The sequence below is a fragment of the Caulobacter sp. ErkDOM-E genome, assembly GCF_048541895.1.
Classification (GTDB): Bacteria; Pseudomonadota; Alphaproteobacteria; order Caulobacterales; family Caulobacteraceae; genus Caulobacter.
This window is the reverse complement of sequence record NZ_CP183331.1, coordinates 1,027,944-1,044,654: the sequence shown is the minus strand read 5'-3', so window position 1 is coordinate 1,044,654 and position 16,711 is coordinate 1,027,944. Positions and strand designations below refer to the sequence as shown.

The 16,711-nt window shown below is 66.3% G+C and carries 15 protein-coding genes; 5 read left to right on the top strand and 10 right to left on the bottom strand.

Going from position 1 to position 16,711, the window contains the following annotated elements; genetic code table 11:
- The first annotated feature begins 136 nt into the window (after positions 1–136).
- From ACN2C7_RS05165 to ACN2C7_RS05155, 3 genes are all read left to right on the top strand, one after another.
- On the top strand, positions 137–1,069 hold the full coding sequence (locus ACN2C7_RS05165) for a hypothetical protein (RefSeq protein ID WP_419320254.1): 933 nt from the start codon (positions 137–139) through the stop codon (positions 1,067–1,069).
- An 840-nt stretch (positions 1,070–1,909) separates the two neighbouring features.
- A complete protein-coding gene (locus ACN2C7_RS05160; RefSeq protein WP_419320253.1) occupies positions 1,910–3,229 on the top strand; it encodes a M20/M25/M40 family metallo-hydrolase in 1,320 nt (439 codons plus the stop codon).
- Between the two features lie 80 nt (positions 3,230–3,309).
- Entirely contained in the window at positions 3,310–5,418 is a 2,109-nt protein-coding gene (locus ACN2C7_RS05155; protein ID WP_419320251.1) for a phosphocholine-specific phospholipase C, read from the top strand.
- On the opposite strand, the gene ACN2C7_RS05150 is transcribed toward ACN2C7_RS05155, so the two are convergent.
- The 3 genes from ACN2C7_RS05150 to ctrA all read right to left on the bottom strand — a co-directional run bounded on the left by ACN2C7_RS05150 (position 5,415) and on the right by ctrA (position 8,332).
- Entirely contained in the window at positions 5,415–5,885 is a 471-nt protein-coding gene (locus ACN2C7_RS05150; protein ID WP_419320249.1) for a hypothetical protein, read from the bottom strand. The two genes, ACN2C7_RS05155 and ACN2C7_RS05150, sit on opposite strands and share 4 nt — an antisense overlap.
- 120 nt (positions 5,886–6,005) lie before the next feature.
- Positions 6,006–7,388, bottom strand: a complete 1,383-nt coding sequence (locus tag ACN2C7_RS05145) for a peptidoglycan DD-metalloendopeptidase family protein (RefSeq protein WP_419320248.1) — start codon at positions 7,386–7,388, stop codon at positions 6,006–6,008.
- Between the two features lie 248 nt (positions 7,389–7,636).
- Positions 7,637–8,332 carry a response regulator transcription factor CtrA gene (gene ctrA / locus ACN2C7_RS05140; protein WP_419254388.1) on the bottom strand — a complete coding sequence of 232 codons (696 nt, stop codon included), beginning with the start codon at positions 8,330–8,332 and terminating at the stop codon, positions 7,637–7,639.
- A 652-nt stretch (positions 8,333–8,984) separates the two neighbouring features.
- Between ctrA and fliI the strand changes: the two genes are divergently transcribed.
- Complete coding sequence (gene fliI, locus ACN2C7_RS05135) at positions 8,985–10,322, top strand: flagellar protein export ATPase FliI (RefSeq protein WP_419320246.1); 1,338 nt, start codon at positions 8,985–8,987, stop codon at positions 10,320–10,322.
- Complete coding sequence (locus ACN2C7_RS05130; RefSeq protein ID WP_419320245.1) at positions 10,319–10,738, top strand: flagellar export protein FliJ; 420 nt, start codon at positions 10,319–10,321, stop codon at positions 10,736–10,738. The genes fliI and ACN2C7_RS05130 overlap by 4 nt, the downstream gene beginning before the upstream one ends.
- Here the strand turns inward: ACN2C7_RS05130 and ACN2C7_RS05125 are convergent.
- The 7 genes from ACN2C7_RS05125 to ACN2C7_RS05095 all read right to left on the bottom strand — a co-directional run bounded on the left by ACN2C7_RS05125 (position 10,735) and on the right by ACN2C7_RS05095 (position 16,704).
- Complete coding sequence (locus ACN2C7_RS05125) at positions 10,735–11,016, bottom strand: antibiotic biosynthesis monooxygenase (RefSeq protein ID WP_419320244.1); 282 nt, start codon at positions 11,014–11,016, stop codon at positions 10,735–10,737. The genes ACN2C7_RS05130 and ACN2C7_RS05125 overlap by 4 nt on opposite strands.
- A gap of 4 nt (positions 11,017–11,020) precedes the next feature.
- Positions 11,021–11,407, bottom strand: coding sequence for a DUF4282 domain-containing protein (locus ACN2C7_RS05120; RefSeq protein WP_419320243.1), 387 nt, complete (start codon positions 11,405–11,407; stop codon positions 11,021–11,023).
- A 109-nt stretch (positions 11,408–11,516) separates the two neighbouring features.
- Positions 11,517–11,969, bottom strand: coding sequence for a hypothetical protein (locus ACN2C7_RS05115; protein WP_419320242.1), 453 nt, complete (start codon positions 11,967–11,969; stop codon positions 11,517–11,519).
- A 118-nt stretch (positions 11,970–12,087) separates the two neighbouring features.
- On the bottom strand, positions 12,088–14,190 hold the full coding sequence (gene flhA / locus ACN2C7_RS05110) for a flagellar biosynthesis protein FlhA (protein ID WP_419320240.1): 2,103 nt from the start codon (positions 14,188–14,190) through the stop codon (positions 12,088–12,090).
- A gap of 124 nt (positions 14,191–14,314) precedes the next feature.
- Complete coding sequence (locus ACN2C7_RS05105; RefSeq protein ID WP_419320239.1) at positions 14,315–15,685, bottom strand: sigma-54 interaction domain-containing protein; 1,371 nt, start codon at positions 15,683–15,685, stop codon at positions 14,315–14,317.
- Positions 15,686–15,712: 27 nt separating this feature from the next.
- The gene (gene fliN, locus ACN2C7_RS05100) at positions 15,713–16,048 is read right to left on the bottom strand and encodes a flagellar motor switch protein FliN (RefSeq protein WP_419320238.1); all 336 of its coding nucleotides are present in this window, start codon (positions 16,046–16,048) and stop codon (positions 15,713–15,715) included.
- Positions 16,049–16,053: 5 nt separating this feature from the next.
- Complete coding sequence (locus ACN2C7_RS05095) at positions 16,054–16,704, bottom strand: flagellar assembly protein FliH (RefSeq protein ID WP_419320237.1); 651 nt, start codon at positions 16,702–16,704, stop codon at positions 16,054–16,056.
- Positions 16,705–16,711 lie beyond the last annotated feature (7 nt).

Here is a 16,711-nt window from a genome sequence, read left to right as displayed (position 1 = left end):
GCGTGGCTCGGCCAGCGGTAGGTCAGATAAGTGCACTGTCACCGCAACCCCGGCGTGATCCCTGTCACCGTAGTCGATCCCGCCGTAATCTATCCTAGGCTCAGCGGTTAAAGCATCCGGCGTGATGGAAAGATAAATGGCTCAAAGGCGCTACACCGACCAAGAGCTCTTTCAGCTCGTCTTAGCGGCTGATGAGGAAGCCTTCTTGGCTGGCGACGATCCGTCTGATCGCTCCTGGAAGGTACCGATGACAGTGATGCGGCAGATCGGCTTTGAATCCTACATTGCCGGCGGGCCCGGCACGCCGCCGGAGTTCGAGAAGCTCCGCAGTCTGCACGCGGTGCTCTATCGGCGCACCGACACCGGAATCGGGGGCGTCCATATGGGTGCCTTCATGTTCCGCGACGTGTTCACCAAGATCGAGGTGCCTTTGATCTTCGGCCAAGTGGGTATCGATCCGCTGAAGATGACCGACCTGACGCCCGATCAGGCCCACTGGCTGATGACACGACCGGTCGATCGCGCCGCGTTCATCGACCAGTTCATCGACGTCTTCGACTTTGGTTACGGCTTGATGGAGTTGGGCCGCGACCGGCCGGTGACTTCCGAGTGCCGCAACATGCTCGGACTAGCGCATTTCCAGCTTCAGGCCGCCGCGGCGGTGGTGACTGGCGCCTTTGATCGACGCGGCGCCGTCCAAAGTGCGCTGATCGCCTGCGAGTTGGCCTTGAAGGGTGGCCTAGCCGCCGCCAGTGTCGATGAAGGGGTCCGACGCAACCTTGGCCACGACCTGACGGCTCTTGCCCGTTTGCTGGGCGAGTGCGAACCGGGGTTCGAGGCGGCCCGAGCCGTGCCGGCTGTCCAAGCCCTGCCGGCCTACGTGCACAACCGCTATGCATCCGAACAGCCTGACCGGCGGCAAACGGGACGCATCCTGATGACCGCCCAATACATCGCCGCAGAAGTGATGCGCTCGCTATCGTCCCGGAATTTTCGGGCCGACATGCAAAGCATGCCTGCCCGCACCTGGCCGCCCTTAGTGGTTTCATCCGACGCACCAACGGCCTAAGCGCCGGTGGGGATGGTGGGGATGGTGGGGATGGTGGGCTGCGTACTTCACAACCCGGATTCAGTGAGGAAATTGGGATTTGGGGAATTGCGTACCAATCAAACCGGCCGCTCGATACATCGGTCAAATCCATATGCACCATCACCGTAGTCACCGACATCGCGATTCCTCCGGCCGACGGTGAAACCTCTCACCCTCCCACCGCTTCGCGGCGGGCCCCTCCCTCTCTCAAAGAGAGAGGGTTTCGGGAGATCGTCTATCCCCGCGCCCGGACGAGGATAACCACCCCTCACCCCCAACCAATTCAACGCCCTACCGCCCCCACCCACCGTCACGATCCAAAATCGACGCAGCCCCCCGCAAACCTCCCGCATAATCACACTCGCCCCGTCACTGGGGAGGCCGTCCAGCTGGCGACCTGACGGGTGATGGGGGCGGTTGTACGGGTGCAAGAAGGCGGGTGACGTAAACCCGCCTATCGGAGGAAGGCCAAGCCTCCGCCCGTCCGAAGGTTCGCTCCGGGTTCCTCCGGAATCGGCGTGGCTGCAGCCCAAGGCTGGGTCCGTCGCGAGGCAGGACAAAACCCGGGTGGGGCAAAAGGCTGAACAGGCCTGCGCACCCCGGCCAGAGGGATAACAGCCGCGCGGAGCGCTCCGGCTACGGCCGAAACGGTACTCCACTACAAACCCATCCGGGCCTGGCCCGGACGCTCCGCCGCCTCCCCACACTTGCCGGCTTGAATCCGGCGAGGCTGCGAACCTGTGTCCGCATGGCGGCCACAGGATGACACCAGGCTGGGCTGCCCCTAGGCTGGCGCCGCAAGTCAGGGATTCTCGCCGCATGACCAACACCCTTCGCCGCTCCGCCTCGCTGATCGCCTTCGCGGCGGCGCTGGTCGCCTCGTCCGCCGGCCTCGCCCCGGCCTGGGCGGCCGCAAAGACCGATCACGCCGGGACCGTGCGCAAGCTGGTCGGCTCGCCGGCCTTCAAGAAGGCGGCCCAAAAGCTGGACGCCGACTTTGACCGCACCATCGCCGACGTCATCACCCTGACCGAGATCCCCGCCCCGCCCTTCAAGGAAGAGGCGCGGGCCAAGGCCTATCTGGAGATGCTCAAGGCCCACGGCCTCAGCGATGTGACGATGGACGCCGAGGGCAATGTCATGGGCGTGCGGCCCGGCACGGCCACCAAGGGCAAGGGGCCGTTCGTGGTCATCGCCGCCCATCTCGACACCGTCTTTCCCGAAGGCACCGACGTGAAGGTCCGGCGCGAGGGCACCAAACTGATGGCCCCGGGCATCGGCGACGACACCCGCTCGCTGGCCACCCTGCTGGCCTATGTGCGGGCCATGGACGCGGCGGGCATCAAGACCAGGAGCGACATCCTGTTTGTCGGCAATGTCGGCGAGGAAGGCCCCGGCGACCTGCGCGGCGTGCGCTATCTGTTCAACAAGAGCGCCTATAAGGGCCGGATCACCGCCTTCTTCTCGATGGATGGTTCGGACCCCTCGCGCATCGTCGACGCCGGCACCGGCTCCAAGCGCTATCACGTCACCTTCAAGGGTCCGGGCGGCCACAGCTACGGGGCCTTTGGCACGGTCAATCCGATGACGGCCATGGCCAAGAGCGTGGTCGATCTGTACGCGGTCGAAACGCCCAAGGATCCCAAGACCACCTATTCGGCCAGCGTCACCGGCGGCGGCACCTCGGTCAATTCGATCCCGCACGAGGTGTTCATGGAGTTCGACATGCGCTCGGAAAGCGCCGAGGAACTGGCCAAGCTGGACAAGACCCTGATCGGCATTCTCGACAGCGCGGTGGCGACCGAGAACGCGGCGCGGTCCACCCGGTTTGGCAAGATCAGCTATGACCCCAGGGTGATCGGCGAGCGTCCGGCGGGTAAGACCCCGGCCGAGCAGGCGATCGTGGGCCTGACGGCGGCGGCCGTCACCGCCTTTGGCTTCAAGCCCGAGCACGGCGCCTCCTCGACCGACTCCAACATCCCCATGAGCCTGGGCATCCCGGCCGTGACCATTGGTTCGGGCGGCAAGGCCGGCCGCGCCCACGCTCTGGACGAATGGATCGACATCGAGAAGGGCGAGAGCCTGAAGGGCATGCAGGTCGGTCTGGCCGCCCTGCTGGCCGTGGCCGGGGTCGACTAGGCCTTCAGGCGAGGCGGACTGTCACGGGAACGCCATACGGGGACGGTATCTGGTCCAGACCAAACAGTACGAGGTTTCCCGTGAGCTCGATCGACCGCCGCCACCTGATGCTATCGGCGGTCGGGGCGCTGAGCGCGCCGCCGGCCATCGCCCGGGCCCTGGCCATCGACGCCGACGTGCGGCGCGGGACCCTGCAGGACGTCGAGCACGTGGTGATCCTGATGCAGGAGAACCGTTCTTTCGATCACTATTTCGGCGGCCTGAACGGCGTGCGCGGCTTTGCCGACCGCTTTCCGATCCCGGTCGCCGATATCCCGGGCCGCACGGGCAAGACCGTCTGGACCCAGGCCAACGGCAAATCCGCCGAAGGCCCGCCGCTGATCGCGCCCTTTCCGCTAAGCAGCGCCCAGACCTTTGCCCACATGCGGGTCGAGGGCACGCCCCACAGCTGGCCCGACGCCCAATATGCCTGGGATCAGGGCCGCATGGACCGCTGGCCGGAAAGCAAGCACGCCCATGCCATGGGCTATTACCGGCGCGAGGACATTCCGTTCCAGTACGCCCTGGCCGACGCCTTCACCCTCTGCGACGCCTATCACTGCGCCACCCAGACCGGCACCAACACCAACCGCCTGTTCCTTTGGGGCGGGACCAATGATCCGTTTGGCAAGCTGGGCGGCCCCTCGATCTCCAATTCGCACGACGAGCTGGCCACCAAGGGTGGGGCGGCCGAGGGCTATCGCTGGAGCACCTATGCCGAGCGCCTGATGGCCGCCGGGATCACCTGGCGCGTCTATCAGGACATGGACGACAACTTCACCGACAACCCGATGGCCGGGTTCCAGAGCTTCCGCGACAGCCACGCCAAGGCGCCGGGCGCCGATCCCCGCTTGGCCGATCTGGGCCTGTCGACCCGCAAGCTGGACGGCCTGCGCGAGGATGTGCTGAACGGGACCCTGCCGCAGGTCTCCTATCTGGTCGCCCCCGCTGCCGATTCCGAGCATCCCGGCCCGTCCAGCCCGGCCCAGGGCGCCGACTACACCGCCCGGGTGCTGGACGCCCTGACCGCCAATCCCAAGGTCTGGGCGCGGACGGTGCTGCTGGTGATGTTCGACGAGAACGACGGCTTCTTCGACCACGTGCCGCCGCCGTCGCCACCGTCGCTAGACAGGGCAGGCGCGGCGCTGGGCGGCTCGACGGTCGACACCACGGCCGACTACCACCAGGTGCGCAACCCGACCGAGGCCAAGGACGAGCGCGAGGACCTGATGGGTCGCCCCTACGGCCTGGGCCCCCGCGTGCCGATGTACGTGATCTCGCCCTGGAGCCGGGGCGGCTGGGTCAATAGCCAGGTGTTCGACCACACCTCGGTGATCCGGTTGCTGGAAAAGCGGTTCGGCGTGATGGAGCCCAACATCTCGCCCTGGCGCCGGGCGGTCTGCGGCGACCTGACCAGCACCTTCGACTTCCGCACCCCCAACACCAAGCCTTTCGTGGCTGCCCTGCCCAAGACCCTGGAAGACGCCCGTCGCGCGGGAGCCCTTCCGGGCCGCACCACGCCGCCGACCCCGCTCCTGCCGCTGGTCCCCGAGCAGGCGGCGGGACCGCGCCTGTCACGCGCTTTGCCCTACAGCCTCGATGTCGCCGAAGGCGCACGGGACGGCGCTTTCGTCCTGCGGCTTGCCAATGCCGGCAAGGCCGCCGCCGTGCTGCATGTCTACGATCGCCTGCGGCTGGACCAGCCGCCGCGCCGCTACACGATCGCGCCGGGCAAGCGCCTGGAAGACGCCTGGCCGACCGGCGCCTATGATCTGTGGATCCTGGGCCCCAACGGCTTCCACCGCCACCTGATCGGCGCCGCACCCCAGAACGAGCCCGTGGCCGAGATCATGGCTGATCCCGTCCGGCGCGCCCTGACCCTGACCCTGCGCAATGACGGCCCCACGCCCCGCCGCATGGTCGTCACGCCCAAGCCCGCCGGTCCGGCGTGGCGGATCACGCTCCAGCCCGGCCAGGCCGCCAAGCGCGTCTGGCCGCTGAAGTCGACCGGCGGCTGGTACGACCTTTCCGCGCGGATCGAGGGCGACGCCGGCTATCTGCGACGACTGGCCGGACGGCTGGAAACCGGCGCGGACTCGTTCACCGACCCGCTGATGGCCGGCGCGGCGCTGATGGATCAGTCAGACTAAAGCGCGACCAGCAGGATCGGCAAGACCGCCCCCGCCGCCAGCAGGACCCAGCCCGTGCGCTTGTCACGTCCATAGGCCTGGGCCATCCAGACGCCGAGGATCGTCGACGCCGCCAGGCCGAGGGCGACAATCAGGAAGACCGCCCTGAGGATCGTCACCGAGACCTTGGCCTTTTCCTCGGCCTTGGCGGGCGCCGCGGGACCCGCCGGCTTCGGCTTGGCCGGCTCGGCTGCCCGCTTGGGCTTGGCCTCGAAGACCTGCTTCATGTGAACGCGGCCCAGCTTTTCGAACAGCGGGGCAGGCTGATAGCCGGGCTGGGCCTCGTGCAGGCCATAGAGCTGGTAGGCGCCGGTCAGCGCGAAAAATACCACGCTGGGCGCGATGAACAGACCCAGCCAGCTGTGAATGCGCCGGATCAGCGCGAGCCTCAGGGCGGGATTGACGCGCGGCTTGGCTGGACCGGTCATGAGGCTCTCTTCACGGATCTGGAGGCGCGGCGGCCATGGATCGGCCCCGCGACCGCGCGATGATGGCACGCGGGCCAAGCGGCGCTAGTGACCTGGATCAACTAACCGCCTCGAAGGCGTCTAGCGCAGTTTCGGCGCGGCTTCGGTCTTCAGTTCGGCCAGGGCCAGCTTGGGCGTGTCCTCGCTGGCGGCGACGGACCCGCCATCGGCCAGCATCCGGTCGATGCGCGACTTCTTGGCCTTGAACGACGCCAGTTCACCGCCGCTCAGGATCGTGCCCTGCGGCACCTTGGCCCCGATCGGATTGACCCGCTGGCCGTTCAGCCAGACTTCGTAGTGCAGGTGGGGACCGGTCGACATGCCGGTCGAGCCGACATAGGCCACGACCTGACCCTGGCGAACGCGCATGCCGGCCTTGATGCCCGGCGCATAGCGCGAGATGTGGGCATAGCCGGTGTCCCACTTGCCGGCGTGGCGGATGCGCAGCCAGTTGCCGTAGCCGCTCCAGCGACGGGCCTCCAGCACGACGCCGTCGCCGGCCGCCAGGATCGGCGTGCCATGCCCGGCCCCGAAATCAACGCCCTTGTGGGCGCGGTTGAAGCCCAGGATCGGGTGACGCCGCGCGCCGAAGGTCGAGGTGATGCGCGCCCCGTCGACCGGCGTCCGCAGCAGGAAGCCCTTGATGTTCTTGCCGGTCTCGTCAAAGAACTGAGACTTGCCATCGCGCTCGAAGCCGTAGAAGCGCTGGCCCTTGACCTCGGCATATTCCAGATCGCCGGCCTCGATGGTGCGGCCGCTCTCGGTGACCTTGCGGTCGAACACCAGGCAGAACTTGTCGCCTTCGTGGATGTCCCGCGAAAAGTCGATCTTGTGCGAAAACAGCTTGGCCGCGTCGCTGATCACCCGGGGCGTGCCGCCCACATTGGCGACGCTTTCATAAAACGAGCCGTTCATCTCGCCGCAGGCGACCTTGGTCTCCTCGGTGACCTTTTCCTCAAGCTCGCGCAGTTTCAGGGCGCCGTCGAAGGTGCGCGAAACGGTCAGGGTCGAGGACGGGCTGGTGCGCATCGACAGGCCGATCAGGCGGGCGGGGCCACCCACGCCATCACCACGACCACTGCGACGCTGGGCGATGGCTGCTTCGAAGGCCATGCCGGCCTTGATATTGACGGTGTCGATCGCGCCATGCAGGGCGGCGACCACCTGACGGGCCTCTTCCGGCGCGACGCCGGCGCGCTCGACGGCGTTCTCAAGGGTCTCGCCAGGACGAACCTTGACGGGGATGCTCTGCGGACGGTCGAAGCCGGGCTGGGCCTCGGCGCTGGCGAAGGCGATATGCTGCAGGGCGACCAGGGCGGCGGGATCCAGCGCGGCCTTGACGGGAGTCGGGACGTCAGCGGCCGTCAGCTTCCAACCCAGGCCCAGAGCGGCCAGGCCGGCGACGGCTGTAAACAGCCGGGGCGCCAGACGAAGGGTCGGGCGTCGCGGATCAAATTCTTGCATCGGTCCCCCGTCGGTTTCGATGCCGCGCAAGGTCAAAATGACACGGCTGGGTAGCCCCCCAGCAATCGCTGCGCCGGAACATGGCCGTGACCCTTTCCGGCGGCAAGCACTATTCTGCGCTTCGGTCGTTTTGTCACGGAAGAGGTTCAAAGCCCGGCCGATCTATGGCCAAGCCTATGACTGTAAAAGAAAAACGCCCGCCTTTGGGGCGAGCGCTTTGCTTGTACGAAAAAGAATCGGCGCGCCGATCAGGCGGCGGCGACCTGCTCGTTCGGATCGCGCAGCACATAGCCGCGGCCCCAGACCGTCTCGATATGGTGCTTGCCCTGGGCCGAGGCGGCCAGCTTCTTGCGAAGCTTGCAGATGAAGACGTCGATGATCTTCAGTTCCGGCTCGTCCATGCCACCGTACAGGTGGTTGAGGAACATCTCCTTGGTCAGGGTCGTGCCCTTGCGCAGGGAGAGCAGCTCCAGCATCTGATATTCCTTGCCGGTCAGGTGAACGCGGTTGCTGTTCACTTCGACCGTCTTGGCGTCGAGATTGACCACGATGTCGCCGGTCTTGATGACCGACTGGGCGTGACCCTTGGAACGACGGACCACCGCATGGATGCGGGCGATCATTTCGTCCTTGTGGAAGGGCTTGGTCATGTAGTCGTCGGCGCCGCCCGAGAAGGTCTTCACCTTCGTGTCGATTTCCGACGAACCCGACAGGATCATGATCGGCGTGTTCACCTTCGCCACCCGCAGGGTGCGCAGAACATCCAGGCCGCTCATGTCAGGCAGATTGAGGTCGAGCAGGATCAGATCGTAGTCATAGATCTTGCCCAGATCGACGCCTTCTTCGCCGAGATCCGTCGTATAGACGTTGAAGCCTTCAGACTTCAGCATCAGCTCGATGGTCTGCGCTGTTGCGCTGTCATCCTCGATCAACAGTACGCGCATGAGCCCCTCCACGCCACTCGGTGGCGTTATTCGACGTCTTGGCGGAAGCCGCCTGATTAACCCTGCCTGCACTTTGCGGCGAGTTAATTTAAGACTGGTTAATGGTGAATGATCCTGTTGGCAGAATGGTTAATCTGATTTGCGAATCGGGTGCAAGCGGTCGCTGAGTCGCAGCGCAAATTCGTCGGGGATGACTTTCAGGCCCGCCAAAGCGGATTCTCCCGCACCGCGAAATCGCTAAAACCCCGCCCCTCCACGGTTATCGCCCCCAGGGCCAAGCCCCGGGTGAGGATGCGGCGCCGCTGGGCATCGCGACGCCATTGCGGCGTTCTGTCGCTGAGATTTTCGAGGGCTTTCCGACGTCGTCGCGACGGCCTCCGCGACGGTCAGTCGCGGGTCTGGATTTCAGAATTCCGGAGACAGTCGGCCGACGTGCATTTCGACGTCTTGTGGCCTTATGGCGACTTTCACGCAGACACCCCTGCCGATGCCATGCTCCAGCGTCCCAGGCTTCGACCGTGCGGCGTTCCACCACACCTTCAACGCGGCCATCGCAGCGTTTTTCACCGCCAACCTGCCCCCGGCACATCCCTAATTTCACAGGTGGTTAACGCTGTCGGTCGAGGATGGAGCCTCACTGCCGAGAGCTGATTTGCGTAGCCTGATCGCCGCCATTGAACGTATCGACCCGCTGACCATTTCCGGTCGCGTCGCCGCCGTGAATGGCCTCCTGATCGAGGCCCGCGGCGGCCTGACGCGGCTGGCGGTCGGGGCTCGGGTCGAGATCGACCGGCTGGGCCTGCCCGTCCTACCGGCTGAGGTCGTCGGCTTCCGCGAAACCCGCGCCCTGCTGATGCCCTTCGGTCCCGTCGAGGGCGTTGCCCCCGGCGCCGAGATTCGTATCATGCCCGAAGGCGCCACCGTGCGGCCGACCAAGGCGTGGCTGGGCCGCATCATCAACGCCTTTGGCGAGCCCATCGACGGGCTTGGCCCACTGCCGCAGGGCGAGGTGCCCTACCCGCTCAAGGCCGCCCCCCCACCCGCCCATGCCCGCGGCCGGGTCGGCGAACGCATTGACCTGGGCGTGCGGTCGATGAACGTCTTCACCACCACCTGCCGCGGCCAGCGCCTGGGCATCTTCGCCGGCTCGGGTGTCGGCAAGTCGGTGCTGCTGTCGATGCTCGCGAAAGAAGCCACCTGCGACGCCGTCGTCGTCGGCCTGATCGGCGAACGGGGCCGCGAGGTGCGCGAATTCATCGAAGAGACCCTCGGCGAGGAAGGCCTCAAGCGCGCCATCGTCGTGGTCGCCACCTCGGACGAGCCGGCCCTGACCCGCCGCCAGGCCGCCTACATGACCCTGTCGATCTGCGAGTATCTGCGCGACCAGGATCTGGAAGTGCTGTGCCTGATGGACTCGGTCACCCGCTTCGCCATGGCCCAGCGAGAGATCGGCCTGGCCGCCGGCGAACCGCCGACGACCAAGGGCTATACGCCCACCGTCTTCACCGAACTGCCCAAGCTTCTGGAGCGCGCCGGGCCTGGCCCGATCCGTCCCGACGGCAGCACGGCAGCGCCGATCACCGCCCTGTTCACCGTGCTGGTGGACGGCGACGACCACAACGAGCCCATCGCCGACGCCACACGCGGTATCCTGGACGGCCACATCGTCATGGAACGCGCTATTGCCGAGCGCGGCCGCTTCCCGGCGATCAATGTGCTCAAGTCGATCAGCCGGACCATGCCCGGCTGCCAGTACGACCATGAGCGGATGATCGTCAAAGGCGCCCGCCAGGTGATGGCCGCCTATGCCAACATGGAAGAACTGATCCGCATCGGCGCCTATCGCGCCGGGGCTGATCCCGTGGTCGACCGCGCCATCCGCCTCAATCCGGCGATCGAAGAGTTCCTGAGCCAGGACAAGGACGAGGCCACCAGCCTCGACGATTCCTTCGGACACCTGGGCAGTATCCTTGAGAGTGACCACGCATGACCAAGTGGGCCGCATCCCTGATCCGGATCTCGACCCACGAGGTCGAGACCCTGCAGAAGCGACTGGCCGACATCGTCGAGCGCCGCATGGCCGCCGAACTGCGCGTGGTGATGCTGGACGCGGAAGCTGAAGCCGAAGCCAAACAAGCCGAAACCTGCAGCGAAGCGGCCTGGATGATGACCAGCTATCGCGAGGGATCCAAGCGCAAGCGCGCCACCATGATGCTGCAGATCGAACAGTGCCAGATCGAGGAACAGGGCGCCCGAGACGCACTATCCTTCGCCTTCGAGGCGCTGAAGAAGTACGAGCACGTCGCTGAGGCGGCCAAGGTTCTGCAGCGCAAGAAGATGAGCGCGTTCGAAAACGCCCAGCTGGACGAGCTGGGCCTGCGCCGCAAGGCTGTCGCGGGTCGCTAGAGGACGCCGGCTTCCAGTTCGTCAAGATAGAGGAACTCGGGAGCCTTCACGCCGGCCATGCGGCGGATCTCCACCAGGCGCGGCGACTCGAAGAAGCGGCGCGCGTCGTCGTGCGAGGTCCATGTCGAGAAGTGGACGATCCGATTGGGGTCGCTATCGTATTTCAGAACCTGATAGCTGCGTTCACCAGCCTCGCGCCGGATGTCGGCGGCGTTGTCGAACACAATCTTCCAGGCCGGATAGTCGGCCACTTCATGGATGATCAGAACCTGGGGCATGCCGTCAGTCGGCTTGTGAGGTCTCGCGCGGAGGACGGGCGCGAATCAAGGCGTGGTCGGCGTCGCTGGTCTGGCGCAGGGCGCGCAGGTCTTCGCTGATCCGGAAGATGGCCACATAAAACTCGCAGAAAGCGCGCCAGAGCAGCACCATCGCGCCGGCGACCAGCAGACCCGCGATCAGAACCGGGAAGGCCAGAAGCAGAGAGCCGATGCCGGGCTCCTTGAGCGCCAGGCCCACGGCGGCGCCGACGACAGAAAAGCCGAACAGCGCCACGACGCCAAGGCCGGCCCAATAGATCAGGTGGATCACCGGACCTGTCACCAGCCGGTCGAAGGTCAGGAGGTCCCAGAACAGGGCGCTACTGGATTTTGTCTTGTTGGCCGGAGGCATAAGAACAGACCCGAAATCGGCGACAAAACCGCCGTCTTGGCGCATCGCTATCAGCGCGAAGCCCGCTCGGCAATGCCGAGCGGGCCAGAGCTTCAGAAGGACGAAGCCTTTACTGAGGCTTGGCGCCGGCCAGAGTCGCGTCGATCTGGGCCTTGGTCGCCGTGGTCGTCAGGGCTCCGGCGTTGGAAGACAGACTGGCGCTGGGCAGGGCGAACTTCACGCCCCCGTTCGTGACAACCAGATTGACCGAGCCATCGGCTGCGGCGCTGACACCTGAAATCGTACCGACCGATACGCCGGCCGGGTCTTTGACCTCGGTCCCGACCTTAAAGTCGCCGGCGACCGTTGCCGAGGCAGGCGCGGCGCTGGTGTCGGCGCTGGCCTGGGCCGGCGGGGTGGCGGTCGTCGTGGTGGCTGGCAGGGCCTGATCCGCCGCCGGCGAGGCCGCTTGCGGGGTCTGCTGGCCTGGCGTCGGCATGGCCGTGGCGCTTTGAGCGAAGGCTGCGCCAGCGAAAGTCAGGGCCGCGGCGGCGGCGAAAAAGGCGATTTTCTGGCTGTCCATTTGAAGGCTCCGTCGGTGTCGGTCAGCCCCCTAACCGGGAAACTAACGTCGCCGCACGGCTGCGGTTCCGACGGGCGCCCGGCACTGCAGGCTGTCAGGACGGATCACCGGCGCGCCGTCAGACCATGCCGACGGTCTTCAATCGCGCCCGCGGATGGATCTCGTTCTGGCTCATCACCACGGTCTGGCCCCGGAAACGCTCGATGATCGAACGCACATAGGGGCGCACGCCAGGGCTGGTCAGCAGAACAGCGGCCTCGCCCTGCAGGGCGGCGCGCTCGAAGGCCTCGCGAACCCCCCGGATGAATTCCTGAAGACGCGACGGCGCCAGGGCCAGTTGCTTGTCGTCGCCGGGCCCGACCAGGGATTCGGCGAAGGCCTGTTCCCACTCGGCCGACAGGGTGATGATCGGCAGGGCGCCGTCGTCGCCGCGATTGGCCCAGCACAGCTGGCGGGCCAGACGGGCGCGGACCTGTTCCACCAGCTGGGTGACCGAGCTGGTGTGCGGGGCGGCCTCGCCGATACCTTCCAGGATCTGCGGCAGGTCGCGGATCGAGACGCGCTCCTTGAGCAGGGCCTGCAGCACGCGCTGCACGGTGGTGGCGGTGGCCACCGACGGGATCAGGTCGTCGACCAGCTTCTTTTGGCCTTCCGGCAGGTCCTTCAGCAGCTTCTGCACCTCCGAGTAGGAGAGCAGGTCGGCCATGTTCTCCTTGAGGATCTCGGTCAGGTGCGTGGTCAGCACGGTGGCCGGATCGACGATGGTATAGCCGCGGAAAGTGGCTTCCTCGCGCAGGTCGTCGGCCACCCAGGTGGCAGGCAGGCCAAAGGCCGGCTCACGCACATGCTCGCCGGGCAGTTCGACCTGGCCGCCGCGCGGATCCATGGCCATCAGCATGCCAAGGCGAACCTCGCCGGCGCCGGCTTCCATCTCCTTGATGCGGATCGCATAGCCCTGGTTGGCCAGGCGCATATTGTCGAGGATGCGCACCGGCGGCATCACGAAGCCGAACTCGGTGGCCAGGGTCTTGCGCAGGGCGCGGATCTGGTCGGTCAGGCGGCGGCCGTCCAGGTCATTGATCAGGGTCAGCAGGCCATAGCCCAGCTCGATCTTGACGTCATCAATCGCCAGGGACGCGCTGATCGGCTCTTCCTCGGGCTCACTGGCGATGGCTTCAGCCAGGGCCGGATCGAGCTGCGGCGGTTGCTTGGCGGTCATCGAGCGGCGATAGGCCAGGAAGCCCGCGCCCAGCGAAAGCGCTGCAAAGGGAATGATCGGCATGCCGGGGATCAGGGCCATGACGCCCGACGAGGCCGAGACCATGCCCAGCGCCACGGGGTTCATCGACAGCTGCTTGGTCAGGGCGGCGTTGGCCGAGCCCTCGACGCCGGCCTTGGAGACGACCATGCCCGCCGCGATCGAAATGATCAGGGCCGGAATCTGGCTGACCAGACCATCGCCGATGGTCATCAGCGTATAGGTGGCCGAGGCCTCGCCGATCGGGATCTTGTGCTGGATAACCCCGATCAGGATGCCGCCGATGATGTTGATGGCGGTGATGATCAGGCCGGCGACAGCGTCGCCCTTCACGAACTTGCTCGCGCCGTCCATGGCGCCGAAGAAGGTCGATTCCTGCTCCAGGTCCTTGCGGCGCTGCTTGGCGGTGTCCTGGTCGATCAGGCCGGTCGACAGGTCGGCGTCGATGGCCATCTGCTTGCCGGGCATGGCGTCCAGGGTGAAGCGGGCTGCGACTTCGGCGATCCGGCCAGAACCCTTGGTGACGACCATGAAGTTCACCACCACCAGGATGATGAAGACGATCACGCCGATGACGAAGTTGCCCTGCATCATCAGGTTGCCGAACGCCTCAATGACCGCGCCGGCGCCGTGCGCGCCTTCGTGGCCATGGCCCAGGATCAGGCGCGTCGAGGCAATGTTCAGCCCCAGGCGATACAGGGTCGCCACCAGCAGGACGGTCGGGAACGAGGTGAATTCCAGCGGTTTCTTGATCAGAACCGCCGTCATCAGAATCAGGACCGAGCCGGTCAGCGAGATCGCCAACAGCAGGTCCAGCAGCATGGGCGGGACCGGCAGGATCAGCAGGACGATGATGCCGACGACGCCGACCGCCAGGCCCATTTCGCCGCGCAGAATCCCCGCCCACAGCGAACTGGCGCTGGGCATCGAAGAACTGGTCTTGGGCAGGGCGGCGTCAGCCATTCAGTGCGTCGATCCCTTGGAGCAGGCTCTTCGCGCATGAAGCGATTTGCGCGCGGTCGCCAGTTCCTTAATTCAAATTAGCCATGTCAGGCGCCGGACCGATGGTCGCGGCGCCCGCAGGGATTCAGGCGGCGGCGGAGCCCATGCCGCCCTGCGGCGGCGGCACCGAAATGCCGGCGTCGCCATATTCCTTGAGCTTGTTGCGCAGGGTCCGGATCGAGATGCCCAGGATATTGGCGGCGTGGGTGCGGTTGCCCAGGCAGTGCTCCAGGGTGTCGATGATCAGGTGCTGCTCGACCTCGGCCACCGTCGAGCCGACAAAGGCGCGCGACACGGCGTCGGCGGCCATCTGGGCTCCGCGCGCGACCGCGGCGTCGGGGTTGGGGGCCATGGGCTGACCGTCCGGCAGGCGAATAGCGAACTCTTCGATCTCCGCGCCAGGCGACAACAGCACCGCGCGGTGCATGGCGTTTTCCAGCTCGCGGACATTGCCCGGCCAGCGGTGGCCGATCAGCCGGCGCTTGGCCTCGGCCGAGATCGGCTTTTCGGCGACGCCGTTGGCGGCCGAGTACTTTTTGATGAAGAACTCGCACAGGCTCATCACGTCGGCCGGGCGCTCGCGCAGCGGCGGCAGGCGCAGGTTCACGACGTTGAGGCGGTAAAGCAGGTCTTCGCGGAACGTGCCGTCCTTCACCGCAGCGGTCAGGTCGCGGTTGGAGGTGGCGAGGATGCGGATATCGACCTTGACCGGCTTTGAACCGCCGACGCGGTCAATCTCGCGCTCCTGGATGGCGCGCAGCAGCTTGGCCTGCAGGCGGGTATCCATCTCGCTGATTTCGTCCAGCAGCAGGGTGCCGCCGTTGGCCTCCTCGAACTTGCCGATGCGGCGGGCCATGGCGCCGGTAAAGGCGCCCTTCTCGTGGCCGAACAGCTCGCTTTCCAGCAGGTTCTCGGGGATGGCGGCGCAGTTGACGCTGATGAACGGCGCCTTGGCGCGGCGCGACTTGCTGTGGAGGTAACGGGCCATCACCTCCTTGCCCGAGCCGCTTTCGCCGGTGATCAGGATCGAGGCGTCGGAGGGGGCGACCTGGTCGGCCAGGCGGATGACGTTCTCCATCGACGGATCGCGGACGATCATCGGGCGCTCGTCATCGGTGACGGCGGCCAGGACGGCGGCGATCAGTTCGGCGTCCGGCGGCAGGGGAATGAATTCCTTGGCCCCGGCCTTGATCGCGGCGGCGGCGCGCATCGGATCGGCGTCGACCCCGCAGGCCACGACCGGCACCCGGATGCGCTCGGATTCGTTTGCCGCGATCAGGCCCGCAATATCCAGCGAGTAGTCGACCATCAGCAGGTCAGCCCCCTGCCCCGCGCGCAGGGCATGGGTCGCCTGCTCGATGGTCTCGACGTGCGAGACCTTGGCGCCCGTGTTCATCGCCATTTTCACGGCGACGGAGAGCTGTCCGTTCAGTTTACCAACGACGAGAAGCCGCATGATCTTGTCCTCCTTGACGCGTCAGGCTCAGCCCGCCGCGTCACCGTCCTTGATGATTTCCGTCATGGTCACGCCCAGGCGCTCGTCGACGACGACCACCTCGCCCCGGGCCACCAGCCGGTTGTTCACATAGATGTCGATCGCCTCGCCGACCTTGCGGTCCAGCTCCAGAATGCTGCCCTGGCCCAGTTGCAGCAGCTGGGCGACGGACATGTGGGCGCGCCCGAGAACCGCCGAGATATTGACTGGCACATCGAACACCGGCGCCAGGTCGGAAGCGATCTTGTCGCTCATTTCGACGGGCATCTCCGAAGCCAGCATCTGGCCCCCGAACTCGTCGAGCGTGAGATTGTCTTCGGCCATGGCAGTCAGCTTTCGCTAGCGGGAAGCAGGGGTTCAGCGTGGAGTCCCTCGGCGGCGATGGCCGCTTCGAGGGCGTCGGCGACACGTCGCGTCGCCTCGTCAGGATCAAAGGACGCCCGGCCATCACCCCAGTCGAAGGTGAAGGCGGCGGGCGGCATGTTGCTGTCGGCGCGAGCCGCGATCTGACCCGGAAAGCCGATCGCATGAGCGGTCTCTTCGAGCGCGGCCTGAGTGCGATCGACCAGATCCGCCGACACGCGGACGATGATCCGGGGCTGAGCCTCGACTTCGCGGGCCAAGGCCACCAGGGCCGCACTGGCCGGCGCTTCGGGAAAGCGTTCCAGGGCGGCGTCGGCGATCTTGCGACCCACAGCCAGGGCCAGCAAGGCCGAGCCCGAGCGATGCTCATGGGCCACGGCGGCGAGGGTCGAAAACGCTTCGCGCACAGCGCCGGCGATCTCGTTCAGGGCGTTGGCGGCGTGCTGTTCGGCACGCGCCACAGCCGAGCGTTCGCCCTGCGCATAAGCCTCGGCCTTGGCGAGCTCGACGTCTTCAGGCGTGAAGCTGCGCTTGGGCCGGGCCGGAGGCTCGCGCATGCCGCCGCGATCGTCGAACACGGTGTCGAAGGCGAAACGCTTGTGGGGGATGTCGTTCATGCTGCCA

Bases quoted from the DNA above. Each gene is read 5' to 3' on its own strand.
- ACN2C7_RS05165 (WP_419320254.1), top strand. From the start codon at position 137: ATGGCTCAAAGGCGCTACACCGACCAAGAGCTCTTTCAGCTCGTCTTA.
- ACN2C7_RS05160 (WP_419320253.1), top strand. From the start codon at position 1,910: ATGACCAACACCCTTCGCCGCTCCGCCTCGCTGATCGCCTTCGCGGCG.
- ACN2C7_RS05150 (WP_419320249.1), bottom strand. From the start codon at position 5,885: ATGACCGGTCCAGCCAAGCCGCGCGTCAATCCCGCCCTGAGGCTCGCG.
- ACN2C7_RS05145 (WP_419320248.1), bottom strand. From the start codon at position 7,388: ATGCAAGAATTTGATCCGCGACGCCCGACCCTTCGTCTGGCGCCCCGG.
- ctrA (WP_419254388.1), bottom strand. From the start codon at position 8,332: ATGCGCGTACTGTTGATCGAGGATGACAGCGCAACAGCGCAGACCATC.
- ACN2C7_RS05130 (WP_419320245.1), top strand. From the start codon at position 10,319: ATGACCAAGTGGGCCGCATCCCTGATCCGGATCTCGACCCACGAGGTC.
- ACN2C7_RS05125 (WP_419320244.1), bottom strand. From the start codon at position 11,016: ATGCCCCAGGTTCTGATCATCCATGAAGTGGCCGACTATCCGGCCTGG.
- ACN2C7_RS05120 (WP_419320243.1), bottom strand. From the start codon at position 11,407: ATGCCTCCGGCCAACAAGACAAAATCCAGTAGCGCCCTGTTCTGGGAC.
- ACN2C7_RS05115 (WP_419320242.1), bottom strand. From the start codon at position 11,969: ATGGACAGCCAGAAAATCGCCTTTTTCGCCGCCGCCGCGGCCCTGACT.
- flhA (WP_419320240.1), bottom strand. From the start codon at position 14,190: ATGGCTGACGCCGCCCTGCCCAAGACCAGTTCTTCGATGCCCAGCGCC.
- ACN2C7_RS05105 (WP_419320239.1), bottom strand. From the start codon at position 15,685: ATGCGGCTTCTCGTCGTTGGTAAACTGAACGGACAGCTCTCCGTCGCC.
- fliN (WP_419320238.1), bottom strand. From the start codon at position 16,048: ATGGCCGAAGACAATCTCACGCTCGACGAGTTCGGGGGCCAGATGCTG.
- ACN2C7_RS05095 (WP_419320237.1), bottom strand. From the start codon at position 16,704: ATGAACGACATCCCCCACAAGCGTTTCGCCTTCGACACCGTGTTCGAC.